Source organism: Rhodopirellula sp. SH410 (genome assembly GCF_055811895.1).
This window is the reverse complement of record NZ_CM147949.1, coordinates 5,990,069-6,015,423: the sequence shown is the minus strand read 5'-3', so window position 1 is coordinate 6,015,423 and position 25,355 is coordinate 5,990,069. Positions and strand designations below refer to the sequence as shown.

Genomic DNA, 25,355 nt, shown 5'->3' with positions numbered 1-25,355 from the left:
CGAGCAGGTTTGAGTCGTCTTTCGCTCCGCGCCGAGTCCCACGCAACTCTCGCGGCGCACGAGGCGACGATGGTCGCCCGCTCGATCCGACCGTAGTGACCAATCCAGTTTTCAAAGCACCTGCGAACCGAGGAACACATCATGAGAGTCCATTCAACGCTCCCATCCACGATTGCTTGTTGGGCACTCTGCCTGGTCGTTGGCAGTGCAAGTCTGAACGCGCAAGTCACACCGAACGCTGCCTGGGTCGACGAAGCGCTGCCACGGCTCAAAGCGATCTACGAACGCGGTGAGTTTCGACCTGCGGGGTTTCATGCGGAATGGCTTGCAGACAGTTCTGGATATACGATTCGAGAGCGTGATCCGAAGACTAAGACTTCCGTCCTTTGGAGCGTTGAGGCGAGTAGCGGCGAGCGAACCCGAGTTGAAACGCACGGCGAGAACAAGGCGGAGCACGGGAAGCGTCTTTCGCCCGCGGGAGATCGCGTCGTGGAGTTTCAGAATCGAAATCTTTTCGTCCGAGATCTTGAAAGTGGACAACGTACTCAGTTGACGAGGCGGTCCGGTGATCGAGACATTTTTTATCGTGATCCCATATGGAGTCCCGATGGGCAACACCTTTTGTTCGTTGAGTCGGATTCAACGCACGTCCGACGGCGCCCCGTGCTGGTGCCCGACGATCCGTCCTACCCGGGCGTGCGAGACGTTCGTTTTGCCAGAGTAGGCGAGAAAATCGGGTCGCTGAGAGTGGGCGTCGTAAGCTCCCGTGGGGGTGATGTTCAGTGGTTGCCTATCGAGGTACCCGAGGAGGGCTTCTATCTCGGGCAGGTGGATTGGGCAGGGAACTCAGACGAAGTGCTTGTCGAAACCCTGAGCCGCTTTCGTGACAAACGTGAGTTTTATTTAATTTCACTCGCGGGCCCGGCAAGACGAATTTACAGTGAAACCAATACTGCGTGGGCCGTCGGTAGCCAGGGAATCAACTCCGGTTTGGACTGGATTGAAGATGGCGACGCGTTCGTTGTTGTCAGCGAAAAGGATGGTTGGCGACACGCGTTTCTTTACTCCCGCGATGGCGAGGAACTGTCGGTATTGACGCCGGGTGAGTACGACATCATCGATCGCGCGGTCGTCGATGAAAGTGGCGGGTGGTTCTACTTTTATGCGTCACCCGATAACGCAACCCAAAAGTACTTGTACCGCGTGCCACTGGATGGAACGGGAACGCTGCAAAGGATCACTCCCGCGGACCAGCCCGGTACTCACGACTACGATTTTTCCCCAGATGCCCATTGGGCGTTCCATACATTCTCTACTCTGGATTCACCACCAACCGTTGAACTGGTCGAATTGCCGAGCCACCGAGTCGTTCGCGTACTGGAGGATCAAGCCCCGTTGCGAGCGAAGATGGATCAAGTCATCTCGCATCCGACGGAGTTCTTTCAGCTCGATATCGGCGATGGGGTTTCCCTCGACGCCTGGATGATCAAGCCGAAGGACTTCGATGACTCGAAGAAGTATCCGGTATTCGTTTACGTTTATGGCGAACCCTATTCACAAACCGTATTGGACAAGTGGGGTGCAAGCCAGATCGACTTTCACCGCGTGGTCGCTGACATGGGGTATCTGGTTGTCTCGATTGACAACCGGGGGACCCCCGCGCCGAAAGGTGCTGCATGGCGGCGAAGCATTTTCGGCAGCCTGGGGCCACTCTCAACCGAGGAGCAAGCGGCTGCTCTGAAAGAACTTGGTCGCGTGCGACCCTACGTGGATCTATCGCGAATTGGGATCTGGGGTTGGAGTGGCGGTGGTTCCAACACGCTCAACGCCATGTTTCGCCAGTCGGATCTCTACGACGTTGGAATTGCAGTCGTGCCCAAACCACAACCGCACCTCTACAACGCATGGTTCCAAGAGATTTACATGCGAACCCGCGAAGTGAATCCCGATGGTTATCAACGTTCGGCCCCCATCAACTTCGCCGAGGGGCTGAAGGGTAACCTTTTGATGATCACGGGTTCTGGTGAAACCAATACACACATACAGATCATCGAAGGTCTCGTCGATCGACTCATCGAGCTAGGCAAACCATTTGACTATATGGTTTACCCAAATCGAGACCATGGCTTGCGTGAGGGGCGGGGATCGGAGTTGCATGTGAGAATGCTCATCCTTCGTTACCTGATCGAACACCTTGCGTCGGGCCCGCAGTAGAGTCCGATGTCAGGCAGCAGAAACTGATTGAGAGCTTTCCTCTGCCTCTTCATTCGATCATGATCAGCGAGCGGTCCAACCGCCGTCCACTGCCAGGATACTTCCCGTTGTGTAGCTGGCCGCATGACTGGCCAAGTAGATGGCTGCTCCCTGGATTTCCTTCAATTCGCCCCACCGCTCGAGTGCGGTTGCGCCAACGATAAACTTCTTCGCCTCTTCGCTATCGGCGATGGGTACGTTCATGGGTGTCAAAAAGGGCCCCGGGCAGATCGCATTGACGGTGATCTTATCCTGAGCGAATTCGAGGCCGAGTGCGCGGGTCATTTGCACGACGGCTCCCTTGCTCGTCGCATAGGGCGTTCGGTTTGCCAAGCCGACCAACCCCAGCGTGCTGGCCATGTTGATGATTCGCCCGTACTGCCGCTGCTTCATCACTACCGCGACATGTTTACAACAAAGCCACATCGCTTCGACATTGATTCGCTGCACCTGCCGGAAGTCATCGAGCGACAGTTCCTCGATCGGCCCTCGAATGTTGATGCCCGCGTTGTTGATCAGAATGTCGATCCGTCCGAACTCCTCCATGCAGCGAGCGACCATCGTGGCAACTTGGTCTTCGTCGGACACATCTGCAGCCATGCCAATCGCTTTGACGGGATACTCAGTCGCGATCGTTGCCGCCGCTGCTTTCGCTTCATCGTCAGTGCGACTGACCAGCAGCAGGTTGGCGCCCGCGGAGGCGAGCCCAGCGGCCATGGCCTCGCCAAGCCCTTTCGAGCCGCCGGTGACAATGGCGACCTGATCGGTAAGTTGAAATTGGGCGAGCCCGGGCCAACGATTCATGAACGACTTTCAGTACGAAGGGTAAATTGCTTCAATCATCAGGGAAAGCCAATCCGCATTACCCCGTGAACAACAAGTGATGAATTCGCCCGCAGCTACTCGTCGCCAGACGGCGGGATCTCACGCGCTGGCGAGCGAACCTACGTCAGTTTTCCTGCACACGATACTAAACGAAACAAGGGGCATGGATCCGCAACGCTACATTAACCGATTTCCAGTCCACGCAGGGTGCCGCTGCTCGCGGCAAATTGATCTACCTCGGCATCCAAACGCGTTCCACGTTTCAAAGGCGATCACGATTAGCCTGCCTAACGAGACATGCCGAATCATGTTTGGGGCGACGTTCGCATCCAAAGTGAGGTGCCATCCACCCATCCAATCAAGAGCGGCATTCCCAATAGATACGAGAGGTTTAGCAAGTCGCTTTGACCCGGCATCCATGGATCGCTAGAATAAACGTGCTGCATTAAGCCTCAACGGACACCTCCTGCCCCCACTCCCTCCCCATGCACTTCGAATCACGATGGCCTGCGGCCGTCTCCGCCGCGGCGGGTATGTGAATTCTCGAAGATTGGTCTGTTCGGATCAACCTGGTCCACCAGACATATTCAAAATTGACAGTCGACCTTCAATCACATTGAAAGAACGATCATGCTCAGCCGTAGAAAGATGCTGCAAGGAATCGCAGCCAGCACTGGTGCCGCATTGGGTGCTTCGCTTATTCCCGAACGTCTCATGGCATCCCCCATCGGCCAAGCGGCGCCCAAGCGTATCGTCTTCTTCATGCAGAACCAGGGCTTTGATCCGAAGACCTGTATCCCGAAGGGGATGACCAGTAGCGGTTCGTTGGCCAAAGCCAAGCTGCCTGAGCCGATCAGCGCATTGGAACCGTACAAGGAACGTCTTCACATTATCAACGGCTTGCACGGCATCCACACCAGCCCCTCGCACAGCGCCTTCTTTGGCGCGTTGGGCGGCTATCGCGGTAGTGACGGTGTGCCGCCCAGCGCATCGACAATCGATTTTGAACTGAGCAAGGTTCTGCCGCAGACGTTGCTACCTCATCTGTGCATCGGCATGGACTCGATTGAGAACATGAAGACCAAGCCCACGCTTGCGACGCTATCGGCCAGCGGTGCCGGTCAGCCAATTTTCATGCATTCGAATCCGAACCATCTTTATCAGATGCTATACGGCGGCATCTCGACCGGCAACATTCGGCTCCAGCACGAAGCCCGATCGAGTGTGATGAATCAGGTCGAGAAACTGGCCGCGGCGAAGGGGCGATCGCTACCCGCCTCCGACCAGCAGCGTTATGGCCAATTTGTAGAGGGGTTCCAGGACGTCAATGGCCTACGGACGCGGCTCGATACGGTTGCCGGTCACCTGCGGAAATTCGCGCCCACCGTTGACGAGCGATACACCGAGCCAGAGTTCGAAACCGACTGGCACGACGTGCTGCTGGACCTTGGTATCTCGGCCCTCACATCGGGGATCACCAATACGCTGACCATCGGCTCGGGGCGTGGCGAGATCTTCGGTGCCTGGAAAGGAATCGGCGTCGAGCAACAGGGGCACAACCTTGGGCACATGGATCAACCCGACAATCCGATCTGGATCAAGATCCGCCAGTACAACAGTCGCATGCTGGTCCGGATCATGGAGACGCTCGAAAGCGTCCCCGAAGGAAATGGCACAATGATGGACAATACGCTGATCGTCTACACCAGCAACAATGCGGACAAACAGCATACCAATGGCGCCAACTGGCCGGTGATGCTGTTGGGCAATTTGGACGGCGCATTCAAATCCGGTTGCTTCACACAGCTCGACGGCAAGCGACCGATCAATGCACTCTACACATCGCTCCTGAGAGCCGCCGGCCAGAACTGTGATCGCTTCAACATGGACGACAAGATGGCGAAAAAGTTTGACGTGAGTACTGGCCCTCTGAAAGAAGTACTCGTATGAGTACGTGTCGCGTTTCGCTCCGCGAAAGCAGCACGAAGGAAATACGTGGAGTGAGTTTCCAGCCGGGCGCATCGGAAATCACCCTCTGGAAATTTTTTTCAAGGATCTTCGCCTTGTCTTTGATCCTGGGTTTGAGCCTGATCTCGGTGGCGAGCGGCCAAACTTACACGCCCGGACAGCCGGTCAGCCAAAACTTTGGCAACTTTGCTGAATCGTTTCTCGCCAACTACTGCGTCGACTGTCATGGTGAGACGTACCCCGAGGGCAATCTCTCGCTCGAAGATCTGGGGCCCGTCGATGAAGTCAACGCCAGCACGTGGACAAGCGTGTGGGCGCAGGTCACGTTGCAAGAGATGCCGCCCGAGGACGCCGAACAGCCCGACGTGATCGAGCGGTTGCAGTTCACTGACGGGATCGTCGGTGAACTGACGCGGGTCATGCGTGACAAAGGCGGGTTTCATGCTCACCTCGATCCCAACAAAGGCAACTTCGTCGATCACGAACTGCTCTTCGGCCCGTTGCCCGATGGCATCCAGCTCCGGCCGGCATCATCCCCCGCACGTATCTGGCGTGTCACCCCGCAGGAACACATCACGCGTCTGAACGAGCTGATCAACACGGAAGCCGAGTTCGACCCGGAGAAGCCGGGCCTCCGCACCCATGGCGATGTTGTCCCTACCAACCACGGCGGTGAACTGAAACTCTACTTCGGTACCGATCGCATTATCCAGTGGCAGGGCGGGACGGTCGCCTACGCCACCGCCGTCAAGAGCGTCCCCGCAGTCCTGTCGTCAGGGCGCAACCATGGACTGGAAAACTACCCGGACTTCTACACCGTCAACAGCGCCGAAGCGACGCAGATCATGGGGATTGCCAGCGACATCATTCGCTACATGGCCGATGGCCCACTGAGCATCGCCCAGCCATATCAGATTACCGATGATCCCAAATCAATCGCGGACAAGATGAAGGGCGATATTCGCGGCCTGCCCACGAGTCTGGTCTACAGCACGGGAGTCGTTCGTCCGCTGACGCCGGTCTATGACCTGATGAACCAAGACGAGATGACCGACGAGCGTGTCCGTGCTGCGGTGGACTATCTCTTTGAAGCGTTGACGTTCCGGCCGCCAAGTAAAATGGAGTCCGATGACTACATGGAGATCGTCAAACAATCCATCGAGAAGCTCGGTATGAAGGATGGGGCGGTCCTCGGTCTGTCATCCATTTTCCTTGATCGCGATGCGCTCTTCCGACCGGAACTGGCCGAGAACGGTCAACCGGATCAATATGGCCGTGTCATGCTGCAGGATTGGGAGTTGGGCATGGCGGTCAATCATGCCCTGCGATACATCCGGCCAGACGACGAACTGCGCAGCGCCATCGTCGACGGGCGGATGCGCAGCCGAGCGGATGTGAAGCGAGAAGTCGAGCGGATCCTTGCCGACGACAGCATTCGCAAGCCGCGCATCCTGCGATTTTTTCGCGAATACTTCGACTACGACCTTGGCGGCTACATTTGCAAAGATGCAAAAGCGCTCGTAGAAACGGGGGCGAATAACAGAGGGCAGGCACACTACAATGCCATGTTCGACGCGACCGCGAGCACGGATCGCTTGATCGAACTTATTCTGCAGGAAGACAAGGACGTCCTCCAAGAGTTGTTAACGACCGACAAGGTCGTGGCCACTAAGGCAGACAATGTCTACTTCGGTACCAAGCGTTCCAGGAAAGAAACAGCGGCGTCCGTTGCCGCGGAGAAGAGGGCGAATGCCGAAGCGACGAGAAAAGAGGCCGCCCAACAGCAGGCATGGAAACAGGCAAACCCAGGAAAGCAACCACCGGAACCTAAGCAAGCCAAGCGGCGAGAAGTTGTCAATCACCGCGTTGCCGAAGCGGATCTATCGGGGCCACAGATCTACGCTCGCGTGAGCCGGCGAAGCTTCGGCAGAGGATCCATGAAACCAGAACGCGTATTGGCGACGGCCCCCGAAGGCGAACGCCTGGGCATCCTGACCCACCCCAGTTGGCTCGTTTCGCACTCCGACGCAATGGATAACCATGCCATCCGACGCGGCCGATGGATACAGGAACGGTTGCTGGGAGGCGGCATTCCCGATGTACCGATCACCGTCGACGCGATGCTGCCCGATGAACGCCAAAACACACTGCGTGAGCGGATGCGGGTCACCCGCGAAGACTATTGCTGGACGTGCCACAAGAAGATGGATCCACTGGGGCTGCCATTTGAAATGTACAACCACGCGGGGCTGTACCGACGCACGGAACTCGATCAACCTGTCGACACCTCGGGCGAGATCATCGATTCCGGCGATCCCACTCTGGACGGAAAAGTCAGCGACGCCATCGAGCTCATACAACGACTCGCCCATAGCGACCGGGCTGAACAGGTCTTCGTCCGCCACGCCTTTCGGTTCTGGATGGGACGCAACGAAACGATCAACGACGCCCCCGTCCTCCAGGCAGCGTACCACGCCTACCACAACAATGGCGGCAGCATGAAAGCCCTGCTCGTATCCCTGCTCACCTCGGACGCGTTCCTGTACCGCACCCGAAGTGATTCAGCCGACTAAGCAACGAGCCGAAAATTACTGTCTGAGATTGTGGCTGAACGCTCCGCGGTCGGAGCGTTCGGCCATTCTGACCGCTCGTTCGTCGGCAGGTCTGGGAAAGCGTTTCAATCGATCAGACGGTTTGACGCGAGACTAGATTTTGGAACCGCTGATTGGTACGATTTGCTGCTGCAAGGAGGAGTGTTGCGGATTCGGGCTTAGAATCCATTTCAATACTGCGCCGACGCTTCTGAGACGCAGACCTTCAGGCTAGATGAATTATGAAGAAACACGAATGGCGTGAGACCACCGAGGAGGGCGAGACGCGACTAGTCACTGCTACCCGGCACGCGAGGAAATGGCAGCTCCGGTCGCGGCTCAAATCGGAAACGGAATGGACCTTGTTTCCGGTCATTCCGCTCGCTGACCTCGAAATGCTGCACGAAATCATCTCGAACAAGGCGCAGCGGCGACGCGTGCCTTACAGTCACGTCTTGGAACTCGATGCCCTGCTCGCAGCAGCGAAACTGCGAAAGAACTGACACCAACGAATTCTAGGTCGTGTCTCTTCGACTCACCTATGCGACCGCGAATGATTAGGCCGAATAGCGACGCTCGCCAGAATGTGGATGCCACGCTCTGGTGAGCGCAGCTACCTTGAATTCGATGTGTTCGATTGAATTCGACGCGTAAGCGACTGGGGACCGTTGGTTGCCCATTGCCTGAGGGGGATCCGGCCCACTACTGCCTGTGAGAGCCCGATTCGATCAACTGCCCGCGAGCCACGGTTCTCGCGTTGAACCGGGACGAGACCCCCATAACGGCTGGTAGGGGTGATGCAGAATGAATGATGCAAGCCTACTGCGTTTCTGCGAACGACGAACGCTCCGGCCTGCTCACGCTAAAATTCGGCTTTCTCGTTCCCGTCATCGTCGTATCGGACGAACGCGAAGTAGCAATAGCTAACCGGCAACGCCGGGAGTGTCAGCAAAAAGTACCACGATACGCATGCGGCAAGCAACACAACGAAGCCGATGAAGGACACCCATACCCATTTCGTGTCTCGCCAAAGTCCTGTAATTTGTTCCATTAAAAGTGTGCCTTGTGGTTTTCCCAAAAAGGTCGGAGGGGGACGGAGGGCACGAGGGGCTGGATGTCAGTAAACCTCGTTCCATGATTCGTAGGCTGAATCGTGGCATCACGCGGATGATTGGTCAACCTGAGCACAACTCCTACAATGTCGCATCGACCACCGAATCATCCCCTCCTAAACCACCGTCCCAGCAGCATTTGAGCCCATGATTCCCGGCAGACTGTCGAGAGTCTCGCAATGCAAAACCATTGGGCATGGGGGCGATGCCTGCGACCATGCGACACCCAGAATGGACGATTTTCTGCGCACGTGCGAACACCCGCTCGCACGCCCTATCGCCCCAGCGGTCCTGCCGAAGAGGCAAAATTCCTCGGTGCATCCCGTTCAGGTTGGCTCCGCCTATTCCGGTTTCCAGGGCACTAGACCATTTTTAGGTTGCAGGAATTGTGCGTCCACCGATTGATACCAAACGTGCAGACGACTTCGCATCTGCTCAACTCGCTGGGGCATCGTCTTTGCCAGATCATTCTGTTCGCCGATGTCATCCTTCAGGTTGTAGAGATGAACGCGTCCGTCCTCGTATCGTTCGATGAGTTTGAAGTCGCCTTCGCGAATGGCACCTCCGGGGATACCTCCCTGGTTACTGTAGTGCGGGTAGTGCCAATAGAGAGGCTCTCGATCGAGCGACTTTCCCTCGAGTGCCGGGCGAATATCGATACCGTCGATAGCATGTTGCACATCGATGCCCGCTGCCGCCGCCAGGGTGGGAAACAGATCAATCGAGCAAATCGGCGCGGATGACTCAGACCCCGCCGTGGTGACGCCTGGATAGCGGATGATCCAGGGCTCGCGGATACCGCCTTCATAGATCCAGCCCTTGCCGCCGCGCAGTGGCAGATTGCTCGTTGGCGAGCCTTCGGAAGTCGACAGACCGCCGTTATCCGATGTGAAGATGACCACCGTATTGTCAGCGACACCTGATTCGTCGAGTTGCTTGAGCACCTTGCCAACAGCGTCGTCCATCGCCTCGACCATTGCTGCATACACCGCATGTTTTTGCAGTACTCTGACCTTCCGAGGCTGTTCGCCGAATACCTGCTCTTCTTCGCCAAACTCAACACCGTTTACAGCAACTGCTTTCCGCTTGTATTTCTCCACCAGATCAGGGCGGCCCATCAGTGGTGTGTGAACGGAATAGAACGAAAGGTAAGCGAGAAATGGCTTGTCCTTGTTCTCCGCAATGAACTTCGCCGTGTCACGAGCAAGACGATCGGGTAAGTGATCGCCCTCAGGGCTTTCGACTTTCATTTCTGGGTTTTCAAAGGGAGCGAAGTATCGGCCCCCTGTATAAGGACCGCCTTTGCTATGACCACCGACATTGATGTCAAAGCCTTGGTTCTGAGGGTAATACGCTTCACTTTCACCCAGGTGCCATTTTCCGGCGAAGTAGGTTGCGTAACCTTTCTCCCTGAGCATCTCAGCGACCGTGATGTCTTCCAGCGGCATATGTTCGTTCAGTGGCGCCGGATGGAATCGCCCGCTTCGCTTCCCTGAAAAGAAATTCGTCGCTCGAACCCGCGTAGGGTACTTTCCCGTCATCAAACTATACCGCGTTGGCGAACAGACCGGATTGGCGGCATAGCCATCTGTGAACCTCATTCCAGAATCAGCCAAACGGTCTACGTGGGGCGTTTCATAGAAACAGTTCGGGTTGTCGGCCCCAATGTCCATGTAGCCCAAATCGTCAACGACAAACACGACAAAGTTCAGTGGCTGCCCTTTGCTCGACTGATCGGAGGCTATGACGGAGCCCGAGAAAAGCCCCAGCATCGGGAGCGTGACAAACAGGTTGAATATGAATCGATTCATGTTTAAACCGTGATGGTGATGTTGCAATCGGGGCCGGTTGCGAAGTGAACCGGTCGGTGCAGGAGTGCGTTAAGGACATCATGGGAATCATCCGGCATCACTCGTTGGTCGGCGTGCCCAACGGGCCGCGTTTCGCGATCGCGTGCGGAACGCACCCCGTGCTTCCACGGGAGGTTTTGCCGACGCCGGTGGCGACCGAACGCGAGTGGCGTGGAATAACGAACAGCTAATGATACGCTGGGAAATGTGAATCGCCAAATGAGGCGTCCGCGGCGTCGTTTGTACAGCGACGTCATCAGGGCAATCGACCAGCACAGCCGAGCACCCTTCCAGCTGCGAATTCGGGTCTGTGCGGTAAAACCATACGGTGCATCGAGTGGTGTGGCGAAGAATGGTTCAGTCTAAGGGAGATGCAAGCGGACCGAGCAACCAGCGAGAGGTTGGAACCACGAATGACACGAATGACACGAATGACACGAATGACACGAATATTCAGCTTGGGTTTGTTTCGTGTCGTTCGTGTATTTCGTGGTTGGATCAGTGCTCATCGCCGCGGAGGATGGTCAGGTAACCAGTGTGAGATTGGAACCACGAATGACACGAATCACACGAATATTCAGCGTGGGTTTGTTTCTTGTATTTCGTGGTTGGATCAGTGCCGGTGAGAAGGGAGCGACTGCCGTGGCGCCGACCATCGTGGCCTGGACAGCCTCAGACGCACGCCGTTGAGAGCGTGGGCCGATGGGCATGGGGTTCAATGACGTTGTGCTGGATTCCATGCACGTGTGCTTTGGGCCACTAAAATTAGCGAAGAACCTCGCTGGACGCCTCGAACTTCGCCCCCTTTCGAGATGAAGCGCGAGACCGCCAAACCTCGCCATTGGGGAATCGGTGACGGTCGATGAACTCAGGACGAAACTCAAGTCCCCATCCGGGCGAGGTGGGTGTCTCGTAGCATCCATCCCGGACAGTGACCGGATGTTCCACTGCTTCCTGTAAAAAGTCGATGTATTCGATCAACTGCGTGCTGGAGTGTCCGGACACGGCAATCTGATCCCAAACGCTGTAGTGCTGGATCATGTTGCAAAGCGCAATGCCGCCTCCGTGCGGGCAGACCGGCACACCAAATTTGGCGGCCATCAAAATGATCGCCATCACGTCGTTAACGCCCGCAACACGAACGGCATCGATCTGGCAGTATTTGATCGCTCGGCTCTTGAGTAGCTGTTTAAAAATGACGGGTGAGGCGGCATGTTCGCCACAGGCAAAGTCGAAATCCGCATCGGCAAATGTTTGTGCAAGTTCGATATACCCCAATACGTCGTCACGGGCGATCGGCTCTTCGATCCATTTCAATCCGAATGACCGATATTGCTCTACATGACGTTTGGCCTCGGGGATCCCCCAGAACTGATTGGCATCCACCATCAGATTGCAGTCCGGGCCGATCGCTTCACGCATAAATTGGATCCGCTCAACGTCCTGCTGTGAGTCGAGACCGACCTTTAGTTTGAACGAATCAAACCCTTGCGCCTGTAACCTGCGAATTGTCGCGAGTATCTCCTCATCGCTGAGTCCCAGCCAACCCGCGGTGCAGTACGCCTTGGGTCCCTGTTGGAGCATTTCGCTTTCACGTTGCGCTACCTTTGGACGATTGTTCTGGAGGATGGCGATGGCTTCTTCACGGGTCAAAGCGTCGCTGATGTTTCGCCAGTCGATGCAGTCGGCAATGAATTCGGGCTCCAGATCGACCAGCAATTTCCACAGTGGTTTGCCGAGTGACTTGGCCCAGAGGTCCCACATCGCATTGAGTACTGCGCCCGCCGCCATTCGGAATACACCGTCATGCAACCACCGCAGTTGATGGTGGTCAATGAGCCTTCGATAGAGGAGTATCGGTTGGGCGGCAAAATCTTCGAGCGTCGTGCCGATCACGAGCTCGCATAGATCGCTGATCCCGTGGCAGATCCAATCAGTCCCTGCCCCTACGGTAAAGACTACAGAAACCCCGCGCAGGCCTGAATCGGTTTCGAGATGTAGCACCGCCGAAGAATAGTCCGGCATTTTGTGAAACGGATCCGAACCGAGTAGCTGGTCGGACGTCGGGACGCGAACGTCAATGACTTCGGCGGAAGTGATTCGAGTGGATGGTCGGTTCATTCATTCTCTCCGTTGCTGGCCCTCTCTCTTAGGGACGATCTGGCTTCCTGCGGAAACCCTCGCTCCTACTTTGTGGACAGAGGTGCGTCCTGGCTCTTGGTGTGTTCGATGCGTGAAATTTTGTTGCCGCTCCCAAGATCCGTGACCGGACCCAAACTGGTGACGGAGTTGCCACTTGCTGTTGCCTGGAGGATAACCGGATACTCCGTCTCGTTTCGGATCGTCGAACCATCGCCCTCGACGACAATGGGACGAAGGTGGGTATCCAGCGGGCCTGCGGACCTGTGGAACACAATGTGGTGGTTGCTCCCCAGAATATCCACAAGATTGTGGGTTCCCATTTGATGGGGGGAAGGAAGGATCGTGAGCTCGATATTTTGATTTGACTTGGCTAACCTGAAATCGCTCAACGGTGCGTAGGCAAAGTTCCCGGTCGAGTTGATGATCTTGCCGTTCTTAGGCATGTTGAAGTTCGTGAACCCGCAGTCAATTGCGGTCGAATTGATGACGGTTGCCCGACTGGCCAAGTACAGCCGTATTCCACCTCTCATTCGCTTGACCGTACAGTTTTCCACCGTAACACTTCCGCCGCCGGTATAGACGCGAATCCCATCCTCTGACAGAGGGATCATGGTGTCCTTGGGGATGGGCATGTCCTCGCTCTCTTTCTCACTCGCTGTCGCTCGCGCATTCGTTCTCTTCCTGTTGCTGTTCCTGACTGCACTCCCATTTCGATCTCTATTTCCCGGGATTTTGTAGTTGGATCTTACAGGCAGATCCTGTGCGTCGGTTTCGAGGTACAGGTCGTTGCTCGGACGCATGACGCCTCCGACGAGACAGTTTTTAATGACGGTCTCGTTGGCGGGGCTCTGCATGTAAATGCCATGGCCGAACGCTCTTTGCTGGAGATTGCACCCATCGATCGTATTGCGTTTGCCTCTCACCAAAATCCCACACCGCTTGTCCAAACCATAGACATTATCGGAACCGATTCCATAGATACTTCCGTACCCGTAGGGGAAAGATCCTCGGATAGTCAGCTTTGTGTCCGCCACGGTGTTATCGTCTCCGGTAATCGCCAGGACGGCACTCCCTCTCAGCCCCTTGGCCAGCTTTCTGCGGTCCTGATTATAGGCGCTGAAATCCGTCACCTCCTGCGAGCCATCTTGATAGGTGTCTTCAAAGGTTCCGCCGCGAAACACATTGTTGTTGCCCGAAATCTTGATGTAGCTGCGACGCGTGGTGCCGACCGGAACGGTAATAAACACTTCCGACAGGTCGATCGTATTATCGGATCCCGAGCAGGGGATATCCCTGGAACCTTCGGGAAGGTCCGTCAGCGAGTAACGCCCGGCTTTCATGACAATCGATTGATCGCTGTCCTGTACAGCGGAACGCAATTCCAGCAGCGTAGAGACTTCAACATTCGTTTGAGCTGGTAGCGTCGAACTGATCACGACCGTCAGCAGAGCGGCGATTACGCACCCGAGATCGGCCACTCCCCATCGGGATCGACCTAGGGGCCTGTCCGTCCGGTCAACAATTCGTCTGATTCTCATTCGTGTACCTGCGGGAACGGTTGGGTCAGGATGGTTGCTGGCGGACACTATCGTTTCGAGTCGATAGGTTCGAGTGCATGCACCCTAAAGTGGGTATAGATATGGTGAGTGCCAACCATGCGAAATCCGAAGTAGCCCTCCTGGTAGACCGCAAAGCGATCGAGGTCGTATAACGCATCCTGCACCGTCGGCTGCCCTTGGCGATCACGTCCTTCGATTTGAATCTTGTCGCCGCCGCGGATCTGATAGACCAGCTTCCCGTCGACGATGTATTGAACGACGTCGTCATAGGCTACCAATTGCACGGTCATCACTTTGTCGGGCGTGATCAAGTAGCCTGGCGTCTCGTCTTTGTCATTGAGCGCCAGATGTTCTGCGGGCTTGCCGCCCACTTCGCGCGGGTAGCGTCGCATGCGAGTTGTCCGGTTCGCAATCGCTCCACCACCTCCGGTACTTGCGTAGTAACCGTGGATCTTATCGTAGGATCCAAATGCGCCCGAGTACCGTGCTGAATCGAAAAGGCTCTCCTCGGGATCGGCTGGATCGGTCGCCATCCAGAAATTATTGATGTCTCGAGGCTGGACTCCCTTGATTGCAGGTTTCGGAGTTGGGCAGAGCACATCATAGGTAATGGCGATTCGCGTCGGCAACTTTTGCTTGAACCAGACCGTGCACCCACGGCCTGGCACCAGGCAGTCAAGCGAATGATCTCTCGCCACCACATTTGCCGCTGGGTATCCCGACCGCTGCTGAATCTGGACATCCCAGTTGTTCAGATTTTCAAAGTCATCCTGAGCCATCAGTGGCCCTACTTGGAACAACCCCACGCCATGGCCAAGGACCACGGGACCGTCCTCCGCGACGAGCCCCGTTGCCATCACAGGACACGCGATGAGAACCAACAACGCAAATTTCCACCCCATGGATTTCACTCGAATAGGAATCGGTATGGTTGCCACTCAATCAATCTTCGTAACGACAACGTAGTAAGCGCCCAATTCACCTTCTGGGATCTCAAATAGGGGCGCGAGCCGATAGGATCCCTTGTCGAGGTCGATGGTGAAGTTCACCTGTTCGGCGTCGTTCTCGATCGGTTTCCGCTCGAGATCCTTTTCGTTGATGCGGAGCACCGCGTGGGTGGCACCGATGGAGTTGCCTGCAGCGGTTCGGAAAGCCTGCGTCGCACCGGGAACATTGGCTCCTGCGGGAAGCGAGGCATTGATGGCGGCACCAGACTCAACCGGCCAGCGGCGTAGTGAGATCTGATACTTTCCATCTCGGATCACCTTCACCGCCCAGTGACCTTGGTGGGTGAGCTTTTTCGACTTGGGATGTTTGCGATCCGCCTTGCGAATGGACCCTTGGTGCCACGGGGGATACACATCCTGGATCCAGTCATGAGCGGTCAAGCTGACCACGTCCTGCTCGGGCTGTCCGAGATAGATCTCGGTCGTTTGCGAGAAGGTGGGTTCGAGTTCCGCCCACCACTTTTCGTAGAACTCTCGCATCGCCGCAACGACTTCTGGATGCTCTTGGGCGATGTTGTTCTTCTGTCCGGGGTCGACGGCGATCTCGTACAACTCCTTGCCGTTGATCAGCCGATACCGCTGAGACATGACCGAGGAGCTTCGCCATTTGATCGGATCTCGCACACGTTGCGAATCACTGATCACGAAACGCTCAGGAAAGTCCACATCCTTGGTTGGGTCCAGCAACGCGGCAATCGAGACACCGTCAAACGTCACCCCCTCCGGCTTCTTCACACCGGTCATGTCCAGTAGCGTTGGGACGATATCGACTGCGTGGGTGAGTTCGTCAACGTCATGCTGCTCGGTGATGCCACCGCCTGGCCAGTGGAGAAAGAATGGGACACGATGGCCACCGTCATACGGACTTCCCTTTGCGCCCCTCATCTCAGCATTGTAGATCTTTGCGCCGCTGGCCGTCCCGTTGTCGGTGGTGAAAACAAAGATTGTATCGTTTGCGATTCCGAGCTCTTCGATCAGTCGGCGAGTCTTACCGACATTCTCATCGACGTTGGAAATCATTCCATAGAACGATGCGATATTCGCTGACTGCCCCGCGTACATATCGGAGTACTTGGACGGGCAGTGCAACGGACCGTGGGGTGCATTGGTTGAGATGTAGGCAAAGAATGGCTTTTGTTCACTGGCGCACTTACGGATGAAGGCGTTCGCTTGCGAGAAGAACACATCCGTACAAAACCCTTTCGCAGGAACGATTTCACCGTTGTGGAAGTAGGATCCGTCGAAGTAGGCATTGTCCCAAAGGTCCGGAGTTTGCCCAACACCACCACCGCCATGACGATAGACCTCCTTGAAGCCACGGTCCTCGGGACGATAGGGGTAATTATCACCGAGGTGCCATTTCCCAAACATACCGGTTTCGTAGCCAGCGTCAGCGAACATCTGACCGACGGTAACTTCATTCTCGCGAAGCATCGACCGACCCATGATCGTGTGCCAGACACCCGTGCGGTTCGTCCAATGCCCCGTCAGGAGCGAGCAACGCGTCGGGGAACAAGTTGGGGCAACGTGATAGTCGCTCAGCCCAGAACTAACCGACGCCAGTTGATCGATGTGAGGCGTCTTGATGATCGGATTTCCGGTGCATCCAAGGTCACCGTAGCCCTGGTCATCCGACATGACGAACACGACATTCGTGGGGGCCGCGGTGACCTCTGCCATCGAACCAGAAAGATGAGTCCAAGAATAGATCAGCAAGATCATTGCTGTGATAGCGAGCTTATTCATTGTCATTTTGCCAAATCGGTAACGAGTTCCTAGCAGCGGTCGGGATACGTAGCAGCCACCCTATCCTACACTGGATTGGATGCGTCGACACTAAGATCACCCTCGGGTCTTGGAACGCGCTTTCTGAATGAAGTTCACCACGGGGGTCGGATCCGCCATGCCATGAGGGTGGTGAGCTTTGTCTTCAAGGATGATTTCGATATCGCCGCCGAGTTCTTCGTAGCGTTCCTTCATGATCGCTCCGTTCTCTTCATAGGGCACCGTGGTGTCCCGTGTGCCGCAAACCATCAGGATCGGTACGCCGGCCTTGGAAAGTGGTTCGAGCAGGTCGATCGGGCTCACCTTGGCGGCGAGTAACTCCTCGTCGGTTGCAAAACCGTAGGCATTCTTCATACCTGTCCAGGATCGCGGATCGCCATTGGCAACCGAACCACTGCCGGGCACGAGCTTTCCTCCGGGCCAACTCTTGACATTACAAACACCGTTGTCGACGTAGATGCCTTCCACCTTTTCGGGGTTGGCGGATGCCCAGCGAAAGAGCGCGAGGTTTTCACGACTCATCGAACCCATCGAGAGCGTTTTCGAGAATCCGTATTCCTGGGTCAGTGTCTGATATGCTGCATCAATGAGTGCATTGCCCCGGGGGTGCCCGGCGACATCGCCCGGTGCGATCACCACATAATAGCCTTGCTCAACCAGTTTGAGGTCGCCGCGGGCGACACGCTTCGTCGCCTCAGATCCGATTCCCCAAAACATGCTTCGCCACATCCAGGGTTTTCCAGGCGCCGCTTCCTTCGGGCAAACCACTGAGATCGTGCCCTTTCCCGTCTTCACTTGGTAACGGCTGAATCCTTGTAGATCGGACTTCTCACCGGGAAAATCGCTCGCCGGTGCTGCGTCGGCATGGGCGGCCCCTGTCTCGCTTGCGATAGCATTGTCAGTCCCGGACGTCTCGGGAGCTGTCTGTGCGGAGGCGCCCCCCGTCATCAAAATCAGGGAGACGAGCAGCCATCCCATGCTGTTCGGTATCTGTCGAATCATCATCGGCCTCGTTATTTCATTGAATGTGTTAGGAACGAGCGGAACATTACTGTCTGAGATTGTGGCCGAACGCTCCGCGATCGACCATTCCGACCGAGGAGCGTTCGGCCACTTAGGTTCTGCTCGTTCCTGAGTCGTTTTACGGATGGACCGAGCAAATCGTTGCCTGGTGATGGCAGACGGTTACTTCCGTGGACGCCCGGTAAGTTTCTCTGCGTCGGTGTCGAGAATTTGAAAATGATGAATGCCGACTTTCTGGCCGTCGGTGTAGGTCCAGACGACTTCCTTGTCACGATTGACTTCCAGTAGTTTTGGCGCATGCGGGTCTTTCCTGCCACCGGCGTAGCACGCGATCACCACATTGCCATTGGGTAAGACCTGCCCGCCGCAGGGATCCTGTAACCACGGGCCGGGCAGGTCGTCGTTCGTCAATTGCCAGACGATGTTTCCATCGGAGTCAAAATCAACCACACGGTTTCCGTTGGTGCAGCAAACAAGTGTGTGGCCGTCGCCATGACGAATCGCAGTGAACGGCCAGGTGTGGTTGGATCGCTTCAGGTCGCCTGGGACCGTCGTGTCGAGCGTGCTGATGACGTTGCCGGCAGCGTCATACTGCATCACGGCAAAGTCCAGCAGGTGCGGTACTAAATACGTACCATCAGCCAGCTTACGAGCCATCCGTGTTTGCAGGTGATGATTCCCCGTTTGGCACTGTAGCGGAAACTCAACCAGCACCTTTCCTGAATCGTCCACTTCCAGTAACCGTGGCGAGTCCCCGGCTTCGGTGATGACGAATGTCCCCGTGTCTGTCGGGTGCGCACTGTTGACTTCAGATTGCGTCCCCTTCCAGATCAACGATTCGTTGCCATCGGGAGTGATCCCGACGACTGCTCCTCCCGGATACCGTTTCCCCTTACTGAGCGTCAAAACGATGTTGCCATTGTCGAGCACGTATCCGTCGCGTGTGGAGTGCGGATAAGTCCATGTCTTGTTTCCATCGCGATCAACGACATAGGTTTGCTGACCGAAAGCGATAAATCGATGCGTCGTTGCCACGCGAACTGCCGTCATTTGCACCGCTCTATCGACCGCCACCTGGGGCCGACGTGGCCCCGGGTCCCGACGTGGCCCCGGGTCCCGACGTGGCCCCGGGTCAAAGAATCTCGCAGCGCTGCCCGTTTGGTCGATGCCGCCAAGGTCCATTGGATCAAGATCAGGCGTCGTGATGGTTGGCGCCCCCAAACGACCGTGATCCTGCTCGCCCTGATCGTTGGTGAAAATCGGGATGATGCTCGGCCGGGGTTCGTTGGCAACGGCAGGAAGCATGGCCGCGAGCGAATAGAGCAAAAACGAAACGGTCAGCAATTTGGACGAAGGTATCGTGAGCATGAAGTTCTCTTGCTGCTGGAGGTTGGGTTGGGTTGCGGGGGGGGGGCAGTTTCACAGTGCTATTGAACAGTGCTATTAAACAGTGCTATTAAACAGTGGCCTTGAACAGTGTGATTTGGCGCTATTGGATAGTGCGTTCGGCCGAAAATACTTTTCCGCTCGGTGCTTCCGGGAGAGTGGATTTCCACTGCCTGATTTTCGCCAGTAGCTGTTTCGTCGTCGCCGACTGAGTCGATTTCTGATCCGTCTTCTCGTAGGGGTCGGTTGCAATGTCGTAGAGTTCACAGTAGCTCAGGTCGTCGTTGGCGAGCAGTTTCCAGTTCTGGTCAACGACGGCATACGCCGCCCAGTGATAGGGGGCGGCTTCGCGGATGGGCCAGCTGCTCTTCATCTTCCAAAACAGTGGTTTCTCGCGAGCATGGGAGACACTTCCCGTCAACGCGGCAAGTTGGCTGATCCCGTCTGGCTGGTAGCGATCGGGTAATTCAGCGCCAGCGATATCGCAGAACGTGGGCAGTAGATCAACGGCTGAAATGAGGGAAGAGTTGTCGACCGCTCCCGGGGCAATCCTGCCGGGCCAGCGAGCGATGAACGGAACATTGATGCCCCCTTCAAACAGTGCAGCTTTGTATCCTTTTCGACCCGCCGTGATGCCCTTGGAAGCGCCGATATCCCACCCGGCGCCCGTGGCCGTGTCGTACGTCAAAGTCGGTTCCGCCTTACCTCTGGCCCTCGCGGGACCGTTGTCGCTGCTGAAAATCACGAGCGTGTCATCGGCGATATCGAGGCGGTCGAGAGCATCGAGCACCTCTCCGATTCGATCATCTGCGTGCGACAGAACGGATGCATATATCGCATCAGGAGCACTGTCCATGTCACGAAATCGCCACTCATATTTTGGAACCGTATGAAACGGGGTGTGCGGTTCATGCACCCACAAGTTGACGAAAAAGGGCTTCCCCTCTCGCTTGCTTTTCTCAATAAATGCGATGGTTTGCTGCGCGTCCTCATGCACCGGCATTTGCTCTCCCGCACAATTGAACGCACCGTACTCGTCGTAGCCATACTCGCTCGGCAGTGGAGAGTCGGGGATCATGTTGTTGGAAAGGTGCCACTTTCCAAAATGGGCCGTTGCATATCCCGCTTGCTGGAGCAGTCGAGGCAGAGTAACCGTATTCGGGTCGAGCCAATCGGGCATGTTCCGCTTTGCGTTACTCGGCACCCATGCGAAATGCCCGTCGATGTTGTACCGAGCCGGGAAGTGGCCCGTCATGACGGCCGTGCGACTGGGCGAACAAACGCCACTGGCGACCGTGAATCGAGTAAAGTCGGTCCCCTCTTTTGCGAGCCGGTCGATGTTCGGCGTCTTCACATAGGGGTGCCCATGGCAACTCAGATCGCCCCATCCCCAATCATCTGCAAAGACGAAAAGGATATTGGGTGGTGCCTCCTCCGCCGCGAACGCTGGCGAGGAACAGCCTACCGAGATCAATGCAAAGGCTACCAACGGTGCAAGAATTCTCATAGGAAACAGGGCTTTCAGCGGGGAGTTTTTCGGGCGGCCGATGACGGTTTTCGCATGGCGGGTGTCGGTTCGTGTGACCCATGCTCAACAACGTCGCAGCAAGAATCGTGGAACAGTTGAAAGCAACCGTCGCATACGGAAACCCAAACTACTGCGACACCGCAACAAGTGACGAATTCTCCCGTAGCTACCGTCGCCAGACGGTGGGCCCCCACGCTCTGGCGAGCGGAGTTAGGATACCATGAACAATAAGTGACGGGTTTACCGTAGTGGATCTTGTTAAAGATCCTGTTCTGGATGGATCTTTAACAGACGCGCCCGACAAAAGTCTCATGCTACCGGCTTCTTTCGTGGGCGAGATGCGTTACCTTTTGCTGTCTGGATTTAGCTTTTTTCTTCGAGTGGTCGGTTAGTCAGTGAAAACCATCGAACTACCTACGCAGCAAAGACTTTTCGACCCGTTCGAGGGCGTCATCGGCCCCATGGGGCGAAAGATGATTGACAACGGATGGCAGGGCCTCCTTCGCGACGTGCTCTTGGAGCAGATGCCCATCGGCCTCGTCGGTGAGCATCTCAGTGACGATCAAGGACGACCAACCTTTGAGTTGCACGCGATCATCGCGCTCCTCTGGATCCGTGACTTTCAAGGTTGGACTGTCCCCCAGGCCCACGAAGCACTGCTGTTCCGAACCGACATCCAGTACGCACTGAACTTGGAGCCAAGCACCGAAGTCACTCAGCGAACCATTGAACGCTACATCGCTCGAATGCAAAGCAACGAGAAGATCAGTGAGGAGATCTTCGCAGGCGTTACCGACACCCTGCTGCAAAGCATGGAAGTCAAAGTCAAAAAACAGCGTCTCGATTCCACCCATGTGCTCAGCGACATGGCCACCCTGGGACGCGCCCAAATGATCGGCGTGGCCCTGCGGCGGTTCTTCAAGAAAGTCGAAAAGCACGACGCTCAGTCTGGTTCGGCTAGGCTGATCGACCGATTTGACGACGAGCTTTTGGCCCGCTACCGCAAGCAATCCGACAGCCGAATCTTTGGCGACGCACGCACTACCGAACAGCGGAAAATTGCGTTGCAGCAAGCCGCCGAAGACCTCTGCTTAATCCTCAATGAATTAACCGAAACCAAACCGATCTGCGACTGGGACTCCTTCAAACAACTGCAAACGATCTTTAACCAGCAGTGCGAACTTCGGGAAGAATTCGTCGAAGTTCGCAAGAAAACCGGCGGCCATGTGATCGTCAATCCGTCGGATCCCGACGCGACCTACAGCGGTCACAAAGGAGCCGGATACCAGGTTCAAATCGCCGAGACGTTCAACGAAGACGGCGAGCCGAACTTGATTACTTCGGCCAAAGTCGAAACCGCTGCGGACAACGACGCCGATGCGGTCTCGCCGGTGTTGGAGGACTTGAAAAAGCGGGATGTCATGCCAGACGAACTGCTGGCTGATACCGCTTACGGTGGCGACGCCAACGTCGAGTCGGCTAAGCAAGAAGGCGTCGAATTGGTCGCTCCGGTGCCAGGCTCGAAGAAGTACGATGCTGATGAAATCGGCTACGACCAATTCAAGCTCAACTGCGCCGGTGAACTGGAGTCTTGCCCGGCTGGTCACGCTCCCGAGTCGACCAACTACAACGCCAAAGGCGACTACACTTTCGCACAGATGGATCCCGAGAAGTGCCAGCACTGCCCGCTGCTTGCACACTGCCGCGTTCAACGCAATCGGGACACCGAGCAGCCGACCGGCCGCATTCAATTTACCGGCAGTGCGGTTCGAGCCGACGCGCGTCGTCGCCACGAGCAGAGCGACGAGTTCCGCGATAGGTACCGTTGGCGGTCGGGTATCGAAGGGACCAACGGTTGCCTCAAGCGAATGATGGGCTTGGGTCGGCTCCGCGTTCGCGGCCACAATGCGGTGAAGCTTTCGATCCTACTGAAGCTGGCCGGTTGGAATCTGCTTCGAGCGGTGGCAATGCGCCGCCAGCGAAAGAATTCGCTCCAATTGGCCATTAACTAGGAAAAACAGGGGCAATAGGCGACTAGGACGACGGTTCATGTAGAGCCTGCGACTCCTCGACAGTCAAACCAGGGCCTCCAGAGAGGCCCCAGCTAAAAAATTTTGCACCACCAAAAAAAGTCGCCCGCAGCAAAGCCACCTAATGTCGGTTCCGTCTTAACAAGATCCACTACGCCAGTTATTGATCCCGCGTTCCTTACGTTGAATTCGACGGGGGTCGATTGTCTCGCTGTCGCTGATCACAGATCAACGCCGCTGTTGAGCGGTAAAGGATACCAGATTGCCGCTGGGGTTGCCGAGCATTCTCTGTGATCGCGTGGTCGCGATTGGCGTCACATCCGCCTCCCTTCTCAAGCGTCCGAGGGTCTTTGCCGGGGAGATTCCAGTAGCGATGCAGGGTATGGTCCAACCTGATCGACGACGGGTGGATCCAGGTCGGCCGGGTCCTCGGTGGGCTCATGCTCGCCGGGGGCGTTCTTCTCAAACCATGGGGCTTTCGAATGATTGCCCGCAGTCCCTCGCATCAACGAGGCCCCTTATCAAAAGTATCGTCCGTCATCCATGTGAGTTGTTTCCAATAGCCTGTGTCGTTGGGTTGAGGTGCTCCGGGCGTCGTTCGACCGTTGACCACGATGTCCGTGATTTTGTCTTGCAGTTGTTGAACCCGATCGGGAAATTCCGCGGCCAAATTCATGGTTTCGGCAGGGTCTGCGGACAAATCGTAAAGCTCGACGGGTTTCGTCTTCCCGGGCAAAATCAGTTTCCAAGTTCCATCCGTGATCGCGTAGCGACCGTCATCCTCGCCATGGTTGATCAGCGGTAGTCGCTTGAAATCGGATTGGGGATCACTCAGTATGTCAGCGAAACTTTGGCTGTCTTCACCTGCATTGCTGGGCAGTTTCGCGCCGACCAGGTCCGCCACGGTCGAGATCAAATCGGTCTGTCCAACAATCTGATCCCAAACTCGGCCTGGCTGTTTGATCCCATTGGGCCAGCGTACGATCAGTGGCACACGGTGGCCGCCTTCGTAAACGGAGCGTTTGCCACCCCGATAGCCACCACGGCTGTCATGGCCGAATTCCGCGATGCGACCATCCCAAGATCTCTCAGGCCCATTGTCGCTGGCAAAGACAACCATTGTGTTCTCATCTAAACCGGACGTCTTCAAAAAGTCGAGGATCTGCCCGATGTGGTGGTCGGTTTCAATCACGAACTCGCCATAGGCGCCGGCGTCGCCCTGCCCCTCAAACTCAGGCAGTGGACAGACCGGATAGTGCGGCGACGTGAAGGGTAGATAAAGGAAGAATGGCTTTCCCGACCGGGCGTCGGAGACTTTGCCCTCCATCCACTCAATCGCCTTGTCCGTAAAACGGCTCAAGCACTGATTGTCGACAAAATCAGCTGCGATCTCAAACTCGCCTTTCTGTGCCTCAGCAGCATTGTGATACGGCGGCATGATTCGATAGTCCACATGCCGGGCATTGGGTTTCTTTTTTGTGTAGAAAGTCGGCGGCACCGCAGCATGGCGTCCTTCAAACCAAGCCAGGATTCCATAGTTCAGGGATGCGGGGATGCCGTAGAAGTATTCGAATCCCTTGTCCAGCGGCATGTCCTGTGTGGCTTTTGACCAATCACGATCCGATGGGGTGCCGGGAAAATCCATCCCCAGGTGCCACTTCCCAACCATCGCGGTGTGATAGCCCTGGTCTCGCAGGAGAGACGCCAATGTCATGCGATCATCGTCGATCAAGCACGGCCCCTCCGCGCCCATCACTCCATTCTTACGAGTCGTCCGCCAGCAATAGCGTCCCGTCAGCAATCCATAGCGACTCGGCGTACAGACTGAATCGGAACAGTGTGCGTTGGTAAATGCGATTCCCTCCTGCGCAAGACGGTCCATGTTCGGTGTGCGAAATTTTGCGTCTGGGTTCAACGCGCTGACATCACCATGCCCTTGGTCGTCGGTATAGATCACGATGATGTTGGGTTTGGCCGCATGAGCCTGCGAAACCGCCACCAAAGCGAGAACGCAGATTTTGCCCAGCAGGTTTACGCTAGCGATACTTTTCTTGATACACATCGGTGTTTCTTCGTTGTGGGGGACGCGGGTCATTGCAAGTGCCCCTGCTCCTGCAAGGTGAAGCCGTCGGTGAAGTTGTCGGCGTGGGGGGGTTCTAGCCACACCGCCGAATCACGCTATCGAGCAACGCGGCGTAACTACGCAAGCGGTGCCGCAGTGACCTGCCCAACGACGCCCGTTTGGGCCAGGGAGGCGGAGGTTGGTTTCCAGCCACGCTTGCCGGTTTGCCTCCAC

The 25,355-nt window shown here is 56.2% G+C and carries 17 protein-coding genes; 6 read left to right on the top strand and 11 right to left on the bottom strand.

The genetic code is table 11. The features are described 5' to 3' along the window. Positions 1 to 141 precede the first annotated feature (141 nt). On the top strand, positions 142 to 2,214 hold the full coding sequence (locus SH410x_RS22180; protein ID WP_473670829.1) for a S9 family peptidase: 2,073 nt from the start codon (positions 142 to 144) through the stop codon (positions 2,212 to 2,214). Between the two features lie 63 nt (positions 2,215 to 2,277). Here SH410x_RS22180 and SH410x_RS22175 read toward each other — a convergent pair whose 3' ends face one another. Next, positions 2,278 to 3,057, bottom strand: coding sequence for an SDR family NAD(P)-dependent oxidoreductase (locus SH410x_RS22175; protein WP_473670827.1), 780 nt, complete (start codon positions 3,055 to 3,057; stop codon positions 2,278 to 2,280). A 651-nt stretch (positions 3,058 to 3,708) separates the two neighbouring features. Here SH410x_RS22175 and SH410x_RS22170 point away from each other — a divergent pair. The 3 genes from SH410x_RS22170 to SH410x_RS22160 all read left to right on the top strand — a co-directional run bounded on the left by SH410x_RS22170 (position 3,709) and on the right by SH410x_RS22160 (position 8,140). Then, a complete protein-coding gene (locus SH410x_RS22170; RefSeq protein WP_473670825.1) occupies positions 3,709 to 5,028 on the top strand; it encodes a DUF1552 domain-containing protein in 1,320 nt (439 codons plus the stop codon). 113 nt (positions 5,029 to 5,141) lie between these two features. Continuing rightward, positions 5,142 to 7,619 carry a DUF1588 domain-containing protein gene (locus SH410x_RS22165; protein ID WP_473670823.1) on the top strand — a complete coding sequence of 826 codons (2,478 nt, stop codon included), beginning with the start codon at positions 5,142 to 5,144 and terminating at the stop codon, positions 7,617 to 7,619. A gap of 260 nt (positions 7,620 to 7,879) precedes the next feature. After that, positions 7,880 to 8,140: a hypothetical protein gene (locus SH410x_RS22160; RefSeq protein WP_473670821.1), complete on the top strand. Its 261-nt coding sequence runs from the start codon at positions 7,880 to 7,882 to the stop codon at positions 8,138 to 8,140. A 359-nt stretch (positions 8,141 to 8,499) separates the two neighbouring features. Here the strand turns inward: SH410x_RS22160 and SH410x_RS22155 are convergent, their stop codons facing one another. Then, a complete protein-coding gene (locus tag SH410x_RS22155; protein WP_473670820.1) occupies positions 8,500 to 8,688 on the bottom strand; it encodes a hypothetical protein in 189 nt (62 codons plus the stop codon). 402 nt (positions 8,689 to 9,090) lie between these two features. Further along, a complete protein-coding gene (locus tag SH410x_RS22150; protein WP_473670818.1) occupies positions 9,091 to 10,560 on the bottom strand; it encodes a sulfatase in 1,470 nt (489 codons plus the stop codon). A 594-nt stretch (positions 10,561 to 11,154) separates the two neighbouring features. On the opposite strand from SH410x_RS22150, the gene SH410x_RS22145 reads away from it, so the two are divergent. Continuing rightward, positions 11,155 to 11,289: a hypothetical protein gene (locus SH410x_RS22145; RefSeq protein ID WP_473670816.1), complete on the top strand. Its 135-nt coding sequence runs from the start codon at positions 11,155 to 11,157 to the stop codon at positions 11,287 to 11,289. Between the two features lie 75 nt (positions 11,290 to 11,364). On the opposite strand, the gene SH410x_RS22140 is transcribed toward SH410x_RS22145, so the two are convergent. The 7 genes from SH410x_RS22140 to SH410x_RS22110 all read right to left on the bottom strand — a co-directional run bounded on the left by SH410x_RS22140 (position 11,365) and on the right by SH410x_RS22110 (position 21,008). Beyond that, a complete protein-coding gene (locus SH410x_RS22140; RefSeq protein ID WP_473670814.1) occupies positions 11,365 to 12,720 on the bottom strand; it encodes an enolase C-terminal domain-like protein in 1,356 nt (451 codons plus the stop codon). Positions 12,721 to 12,785: 65 nt separating this feature from the next. Beyond that, on the bottom strand, positions 12,786 to 14,219 hold the full coding sequence (locus SH410x_RS22135) for a right-handed parallel beta-helix repeat-containing protein (RefSeq protein ID WP_473670813.1): 1,434 nt from the start codon (positions 14,217 to 14,219) through the stop codon (positions 12,786 to 12,788). Between the two features lie 107 nt (positions 14,220 to 14,326). Then, positions 14,327 to 15,079, bottom strand: coding sequence for a DUF6250 domain-containing protein (locus SH410x_RS22130; RefSeq protein WP_473677370.1), 753 nt, complete (start codon positions 15,077 to 15,079; stop codon positions 14,327 to 14,329). A 159-nt stretch (positions 15,080 to 15,238) separates the two neighbouring features. Continuing rightward, positions 15,239 to 17,053, bottom strand: a complete 1,815-nt coding sequence (locus SH410x_RS22125; protein WP_473670811.1) for an arylsulfatase — start codon at positions 17,051 to 17,053, stop codon at positions 15,239 to 15,241. Between the two features lie 96 nt (positions 17,054 to 17,149). After that, positions 17,150 to 18,094: an alpha/beta fold hydrolase gene (locus tag SH410x_RS22120; protein ID WP_473670809.1), complete on the bottom strand. Its 945-nt coding sequence runs from the start codon at positions 18,092 to 18,094 to the stop codon at positions 17,150 to 17,152. Positions 18,095 to 18,277: 183 nt separating this feature from the next. Continuing rightward, positions 18,278 to 19,165 carry an NHL repeat-containing protein gene (locus SH410x_RS22115; protein WP_473677369.1) on the bottom strand — a complete coding sequence of 296 codons (888 nt, stop codon included), beginning with the start codon at positions 19,163 to 19,165 and terminating at the stop codon, positions 18,278 to 18,280. Between the two features lie 439 nt (positions 19,166 to 19,604). After that, entirely contained in the window at positions 19,605 to 21,008 is a 1,404-nt protein-coding gene (locus SH410x_RS22110) for a sulfatase family protein (RefSeq protein ID WP_473670808.1), read from the bottom strand. Between the two features lie 416 nt (positions 21,009 to 21,424). Between SH410x_RS22110 and SH410x_RS22105 the strand changes: the two genes are divergently transcribed. Further along, positions 21,425 to 23,041: a transposase gene (locus SH410x_RS22105; RefSeq protein WP_473668332.1), complete on the top strand. Its 1,617-nt coding sequence runs from the start codon at positions 21,425 to 21,427 to the stop codon at positions 23,039 to 23,041. Between the two features lie 523 nt (positions 23,042 to 23,564). Here the strand turns inward: SH410x_RS22105 and SH410x_RS22100 are convergent. Then, complete coding sequence (locus SH410x_RS22100; protein ID WP_473670806.1) at positions 23,565 to 25,121, bottom strand: sulfatase family protein; 1,557 nt, start codon at positions 25,119 to 25,121, stop codon at positions 23,565 to 23,567. Positions 25,122 to 25,355: the final 234 nt, after the last annotated feature.